Raw genomic sequence first — 7,168 nt, 5'->3', positions numbered from 1 at the left:
CCATAGCCGGCGAGGAGATCACCGAGACGCTCCTCGTGTCCGAGCGAGAAGGTGGCGAGGTCGTACAAGGGGTCGCCCTGTCCGGCCTCGGACCAGTCGATGACGCCCGTGACCTCGTCGCCGTCCAAGAAGACGTGCGCGATCTGGAGATCGCCGTGCGTGAACGCGGGGGTCCACTCCCGGAACGCGGCCTCGGCCACCTGCCGATTGCGGATGACCAGCTCGGCGGGCAGCAAGCCCTTCGCCACCAGCAACCGGCACTCCCGGTCGAGTTCTTCCGCCAGCGTGACGATGCTCCGGCCGGCCCGCCCGGTCCACGACGGCAGCGGCGCCTCGTGCAGCTGCCGGATGGCGGCGCCCGCAGCCATCCACGCCGCCGACGTTCCGGTCGAGGGCCCGCCCAGACGCCCGAGCGTCGTTCCGCGAAGGGCGGCGAGCGCGAGCACGGGCGGCTTGTGCCACAGAGCGTCCGGAGTGGGGACCGGCGCGAGCGCCATCGCCTGGACCTCGACATCGACGCGCGCCCGATCCGCGTCCACCTTCAGATACACGTCACCGACGCGCAGAGTCGCCCGCTCGGAATGGGCGACAACAACTTCGACCTCATCATCCATGGCCGCCCAGTATCCCGGGGAGGAACGCCGACGTCGCCGGATTTGTCGCGCACCCGGGCAACAAAAAAGTGGTGGCCCCCGGAACGAAATCCGGGGACCACCACTCTGAATAATAGTTCGGCGGCGTCCTACTCTCCCACAGGGTCCCCCCTGCAGTACCATCGGCGCTGTAAGGCTTAGCTTCCGGGTTCGGAATGTAACCGGGCGTTTCCCTCACGCTATGACCACCGAAACACTACGAAACACACCAGCAACCACAACCCACTTCACAGTGGATGTGTGGTTGGTGTTCGTGGTTTCAGAACCAACACAGTGGACGCGAGCAACTGAGGACAAGCCCTCGGCCTATTAGTACCGGTCAACTCCACCCCTTACAGGGCTTCCATATCCAGCCTATCAACCCAGTCGTCTACTGGGAGCCTTACCCTCTCAAGGAGGTGGGAATACTCATCTCGAAGCAGGCTTCCCGCTTAGATGCTTTCAGCGGTTATCCCTCCCGAACGTAGCCAACCAGCCATGCCCTTGGCAGAACAACTGGCACACCAGAGGTTCGTCCGTCCCGGTCCTCTCGTACTAGGGACAGCCCTTCTCAATATTCCTACGCGCACAGCGGATAGGGACCGAACTGTCTCACGACGTTCTAAACCCAGCTCGCGTACCGCTTTAATGGGCGAACAGCCCAACCCTTGGGACCGACTCCAGCCCCAGGATGCGACGAGCCGACATCGAGGTGCCAAACCATCCCGTCGATATGGACTCTTGGGGAAGATCAGCCTGTTATCCCCGGGGTACCTTTTATCCGTTGAGCGACGGCGCTTCCACAAGCCACCGCCGGATCACTAGTCCCGACTTTCGTCCCTGCTCGACCCGTCGGTCTCACAGTCAAGCTCCCTTGTGCACTTACACTCAACACCTGATTACCAACCAGGCTGAGGGAACCTTTGGGCGCCTCCGTTACTCTTTAGGAGGCAACCGCCCCAGTTAAACTACCCATCAGACACTGTCCCTGATCCGGATCACGGACCCAGGTTAGACATCCAGCACGACCAGAGTGGTATTTCAACGACGACTCCACACACACTGGCGTGCATGCTTCACAGTCTCCCACCTATCCTACACAAGCCGAACCGAACACCAATATCAAACTGTAGTAAAGGTCCCGGGGTCTTTCCGTCCTGCTGCGCGAAACGAGCATCTTTACTCGTAATGCAATTTCACCGGGCCTATGGTTGAGACAGTCGAGAAGTCGTTACGCCATTCGTGCAGGTCGGAACTTACCCGACAAGGAATTTCGCTACCTTAGGATGGTTATAGTTACCACCGCCGTTTACTGGCGCTTAAGTTCTCAGCTTCGCCACACCGAAATGTGACTAACCGGTCCCCTTAACGTTCCAGCACCGGGCAGGCGTCAGTCCGTATACATCGCCTTACGGCTTCGCACGGACCTGTGTTTTTAGTAAACAGTCGCTTCTCGCTGGTCTCTGCGGCCACACCCAGCTCAGAGTGCAAGACTCATCACCAGACATGGCCCCCCTTCTCCCGAAGTTACGGGGGCATTTTGCCGAGTTCCTTAACCATAGTTCACCCGAACGCCTCGGTATTCTCTACCTGACCACCTGAGTCGGTTTAGGGTACGGGCCGCCATGAAACTCGCTAGAGGCTTTTCTCGACAGCATAGGATCATCCACTTCACCACAATCGGCTCGGCATCAGGTCTCAGCCACATGTACGACGGATTTACCTATCGCACGGCCTACACCCTTACCCCGGGACAACCACCGCCCGGGATGGACTACCTTCCTGCGTCACCCCATCACTCACCTACTACCAGCTCGGGCCACCGGCTCCACCACTTTCCATTCCCCGAAGGGTCCGGAACGGCTTCACGGGCTTAGCATCACTGGATTCAATGTTTGACGCTTCACAGCGGGTACCGGAATATCAACCGGTTATCCATCGACTACGCCTGTCGGCCTCGCCTTAGGTCCCGACTTACCCTGGGCAGATCAGCTTGACCCAGGAACCCTTAGTCAATCGGCGCACACGTTTCTCACGTGTGAATCGCTACTCATGCCTGCATTCTCACTCGTGAACCGTCCACAACTCGCTTCCACGGCTGCTTCACCCGGCACACGACGCTCCCCTACCCATCACAGCCTCCGTTGGGAGTATTGCTGCAATGACACGACTTCGGCGGTACGCTTGAGCCCCGCTACATTGTCGGCGCGGAATCACTAGACCAGTGAGCTATTACGCACTCTTTCAAGGGTGGCTGCTTCTAAGCCAACCTCCTGGTTGTCTCTGCGACTCCACATCCTTTCCCACTTAGCGTACGCTTAGGGGCCTTAGTCGATGCTCTGGGCTGTTTCCCTCTCGACCATGGAGCTTATCCCCCACAGTCTCACTGCCGCGCTCTCACTTACCGGCATTCGGAGTTTGGCTAAGGTCAGTAACCCGGTAGGGCCCATCGCCTATCCAGTGCTCTACCTCCGGCAAGAAACACACGACGCTGCACCTAAATGCATTTCGGGGAGAACCAGCTATCACGGAGTTTGATTGGCCTTTCACCCCTAACCACAGGTCATCCCCCAGGTTTTCAACCCTGGTGGGTTCGGTCCTCCACGACCTCTTACAGCCGCTTCAACCTGCCCATGGCTAGATCACTCCGCTTCGGGTCTAGAGCGTGCAACTCAAATCGCCCTGTTCGGACTCGCTTTCGCTACGGCTTCCCCACACGGGTTAACCTCGCTACACACCGCTAACTCGCAGGCTCATTCTTCAAAAGGCACGCAGTCACGACGCAAGAACCGAAATTCTTGCGCGACGCTCCCACGGCTTGTAGGCACACGGTTTCAGGTACTATTTCACTCCGCTCCCGCGGTACTTTTCACCATTCCCTCACGGTACTATCCGCTATCGGTCACCAGGGAATATTTAGGCTTAGCGGGTGGTCCCGCCAGATTCACACGGGATTTCTCGGGCCCCGTGCTACTTGGGTGTCTCTCAAACGAGCCGCTAATGTTTCGACTACGGGGGTCTTACCCTCTACGCCGGACCTTTCGCATGTCCTTCGCCTACATCAACGGTTTCTGACTCGTCCCACGGCCGGCAGACCGTGGAAGAGAGATCCCACAACCCCGCATGCGCAACCCCTGCCGGGTATCACACACATACGGTTTGGCCTCATCCAGTTTCGCTCGCCACTACTCCCGGAATCACGGTTGTTTTCTCTTCCTGCGGGTACTGAGATGTTTCACTTCCCCGCGTTCCCTCCACACTGCCTATGAGTTCAGCAGCGGGTGACAGCCCATGACGACTGCCGGGTTTCCCCATTCGGAAACCCCCGGATCAAAGCCTGGTTGACGACTCCCCGGGGACTATCGTGGCCTCCCACGTCCTTCATCGGTTCCTGGTGCCAAGGCATCCACCGTGCGCCCTTAAAAACTTGGCCACAGATGCTCGCGTCCACTGTGCAGTTCTCAAACAACGACCAACCACCCGTCACAACCCACTCACATGAGCTTTTACCGGGGCCGGCAACCGAAGAAACAGCCACATCGTGGCCGCTCCCTCAGACACCCAACAGCGTGCCCGACACCCTCAACCCCCTGAACTGTTTTCCACGCCGAAGCAGTACTCACAGTCCAAGCAGACCGACAGTGCCGAATAGTCAACGTTCCACCCATGAGCAACCAGCATCAGACATTCGCTGATGAACTGGCCTCTGGACCACCAAGCCCGAGGGCCGGCAGTCAAGAAGTGCTCCTTAGAAAGGAGGTGATCCAGCCGCACCTTCCGGTACGGCTACCTTGTTACGACTTCGTCCCAATCGCCAGTCCCACCTTCGACAGCTCCCTCCCACAAGGGGTTGGGCCACCGGCTTCGGGTGTTACCGACTTTCGTGACGTGACGGGCGGTGTGTACAAGGCCCGGGAACGTATTCACCGCAGCAATGCTGATCTGCGATTACTAGCGACTCCGACTTCATGGGGTCGAGTTGCAGACCCCAATCCGAACTGAGACCGGCTTTTTGAGATTCGCTCCACCTCGCGGTATCGCAGCTCATTGTACCGGCCATTGTAGCACGTGTGCAGCCCAAGACATAAGGGGCATGATGACTTGACGTCGTCCCCACCTTCCTCCGAGTTGACCCCGGCGGTCTCCCGTGAGTCCCCAGCACCACAAGGGCCTGCTGGCAACACGGGACAAGGGTTGCGCTCGTTGCGGGACTTAACCCAACATCTCACGACACGAGCTGACGACAGCCATGCACCACCTGTACACCGACCACAAGGGGGCGCCTGTCTCCAGACGTTTCCGGTGTATGTCAAGCCTTGGTAAGGTTCTTCGCGTTGCGTCGAATTAAGCCACATGCTCCGCCGCTTGTGCGGGCCCCCGTCAATTCCTTTGAGTTTTAGCCTTGCGGCCGTACTCCCCAGGCGGGGCACTTAATGCGTTAGCTGCGGCACGGACAACGTGGAATGTTGCCCACACCTAGTGCCCACCGTTTACGGCGTGGACTACCAGGGTATCTAATCCTGTTCGCTCCCCACGCTTTCGCTCCTCAGCGTCAGTATCGGCCCAGAGATCCGCCTTCGCCACCGGTGTTCCTCCTGATATCTGCGCATTTCACCGCTACACCAGGAATTCCGATCTCCCCTACCGAACTCTAGCCTGCCCGTATCGACTGCAGACCCGGGGTTAAGCCCCGGGCTTTCACAACCGACGTGACAAGCCGCCTACGAGCTCTTTACGCCCAATAATTCCGGACAACGCTTGCGCCCTACGTATTACCGCGGCTGCTGGCACGTAGTTAGCCGGCGCTTCTTCTGCAGGTACCGTCACTTTCGCTTCTTCCCTGCTGAAAGAGGTTTACAACCCGAAGGCCGTCATCCCTCACGCGGCGTCGCTGCATCAGGCTTTCGCCCATTGTGCAATATTCCCCACTGCTGCCTCCCGTAGGAGTCTGGGCCGTGTCTCAGTCCCAGTGTGGCCGGTCGCCCTCTCAGGCCGGCTACCCGTCGTCGCCTTGGTGAGCCACTACCTCACCAACAAGCTGATAGGCCGCGGGCTCATCCTGCACCGCCGGAGCTTTACACCATCCACCATGCGATGGACAGTCATATCCGGTATTAGACCCCGTTTCCAGGGCTTGTCCCAGAGTGCAGGGCAGATTGCCCACGTGTTACTCACCCGTTCGCCACTAATCCCCGCCCGAAAGCGGTTCATCGTTCGACTTGCATGTGTTAAGCACGCCGCCAGCGTTCGTCCTGAGCCAGGATCAAACTCTCCGTGAATGTGTACCGGTAATCCGGTGCAACAGACATGAGAGCGGTACGACAAGGAGGAATAATCCCTGCCGCACACAGCGTCCTCGCTGTTGTATTTCAAAGGAACCTCAACCAGCCAGGAACCTGGCCGGTCGGGGTATCAACATATCTGGCGTTGACTTTTAGCACGCTGTTGAGTTCTCAAGGAACGGACGCTTCCTTCGTACTCACCCTCTCGGGCTTTCCTCCGGGCGCTTCCCTTCGGTATTTCGTGTTCCCGACTCTATCAGACTCTTTCGCGTCCGATTTCCTCGGTGCCTTTCCGGTTCCAGCTCCGCGTTTCCGCTTCGCTTTTCCCTTTCCGGCGGTTCCGACTCTATCAGATCCTTTCGGGCCTGATTCCCAGTCAGCGGGTTTCGCCTTCACGGCTGTTGGGCCGTTCCGACTGGTGAGACTTTAGCGGATTCCCTTTCCCCGAGCTAATCGGGGGCGGCCCTGTCGGGACGCGGATTCCTCATTCCGCAATGCGCGACGGAACGAGCAGCGGAGACCGCTGTGCGTTCTGAAGAGGTCCTGCGGATCGGCTGCCCGGGGACCGGTGGGAACCGGCGCTCACGTCGGGCAACTCGCTGGACCTTACGGAGGGGCTCCAGGGGCTGTCAACTTGGGGTGGTCCCGGTCTAAGCTCCCCCCGTGACCACGCGTACGTACAACGGGCTCTGGTGGGCCGCCTGACGGCGGCCAGCCCTGACGTGTGCAGACAACGGCCGCCGCACCGGCGGCCGTTGGCGTATCTCCTCCCTGAGCGGGAGCGGCCGGCCGGAAGGTGCGGGGCCCCTCGGAGAGAGTGGGAGAGAGATGACGCGGGTATTCAGCGGGATCAAGCCGACCGGGCATCTGACGCTGGGGAACTACCTGGGCGCGGTGCGCCAGTGGGTCGAGCGTGACCAGCACCGGGCGGACGCGCTGTTCTGCGTGGTGGATCTGCACGCACTGACCGTCGAGCACGATCCGGCGCGGGTCCGCAGACTGAGCCGGCAGGCCGCGACGCTGCTGCTGGCGGCGGGGCTCGACCCCGAGCGGTGCACGGTCTTCGTGCAGAGCCACGTCGACGAGCACGCACGGCTCTCCTATCTCCTGGAGTGCGTCGCCACCGACGGGGAGATGCGGCGGATGATCCAGTACAAGGAGAAGTCCGTGAAGGAGCGGGAGCGGGGCGGGAGTGTGCGGCTGTCGCTGCTGACCTATCCCGTGCTGATGGCGGCGGACATCCTGGCGTACCGG

Annotated in this window: 1 protein-coding gene, 3 rRNA genes and 1 pseudogene; 1 reads left to right on the top strand and 4 read right to left on the bottom strand. The window is 59.9% G+C overall.

Annotation, left to right across the window (positions count from 1 at the left end; all coding sequences use genetic code 11):
- From ACFVR6_RS16090 to ACFVR6_RS16075, 4 genes are all read right to left on the bottom strand, one after another.
- Nucleotides 1–614, bottom strand: a 614-nt coding sequence (locus tag ACFVR6_RS16090) for an aminoglycoside phosphotransferase family protein (protein WP_386964869.1), incomplete at its 3' end; no start/stop codon positions are given.
- A 115-nt stretch (nucleotides 615–729) separates the two neighbouring features.
- Nucleotides 730–846, bottom strand: a 5S ribosomal RNA gene (rrf, locus tag ACFVR6_RS16085).
- A gap of 96 nt (nucleotides 847–942) precedes the next feature.
- Nucleotides 943–4,065, bottom strand: a 23S ribosomal RNA gene (locus ACFVR6_RS16080).
- 319 nt (nucleotides 4,066–4,384) lie between these two features.
- Nucleotides 4,385–5,911 (bottom strand): 16S ribosomal RNA (locus ACFVR6_RS16075).
- The 16S, 23S and 5S rRNA genes sit together here, the layout of an rRNA operon.
- Nucleotides 5,912–6,742: 831 nt before the next feature.
- On the opposite strand from ACFVR6_RS16075, the pseudogene ACFVR6_RS16070 reads away from it, so the two are divergent.
- Nucleotides 6,743–7,168 (top strand): annotated as a pseudogene (locus tag ACFVR6_RS16070) (tryptophan--tRNA ligase); the annotation flags it as partial.

It is taken from the genome of Microbacterium sp. NPDC058021, from assembly GCF_042885955.1.
In the GTDB taxonomy this organism is placed as follows: domain Bacteria; phylum Actinomycetota; class Actinomycetes; order Actinomycetales; family Microbacteriaceae; genus Microbacterium.
Note: the sequence above shows the minus strand (reverse complement) of the source record. Positions and strands in the feature narration are given on the sequence as shown.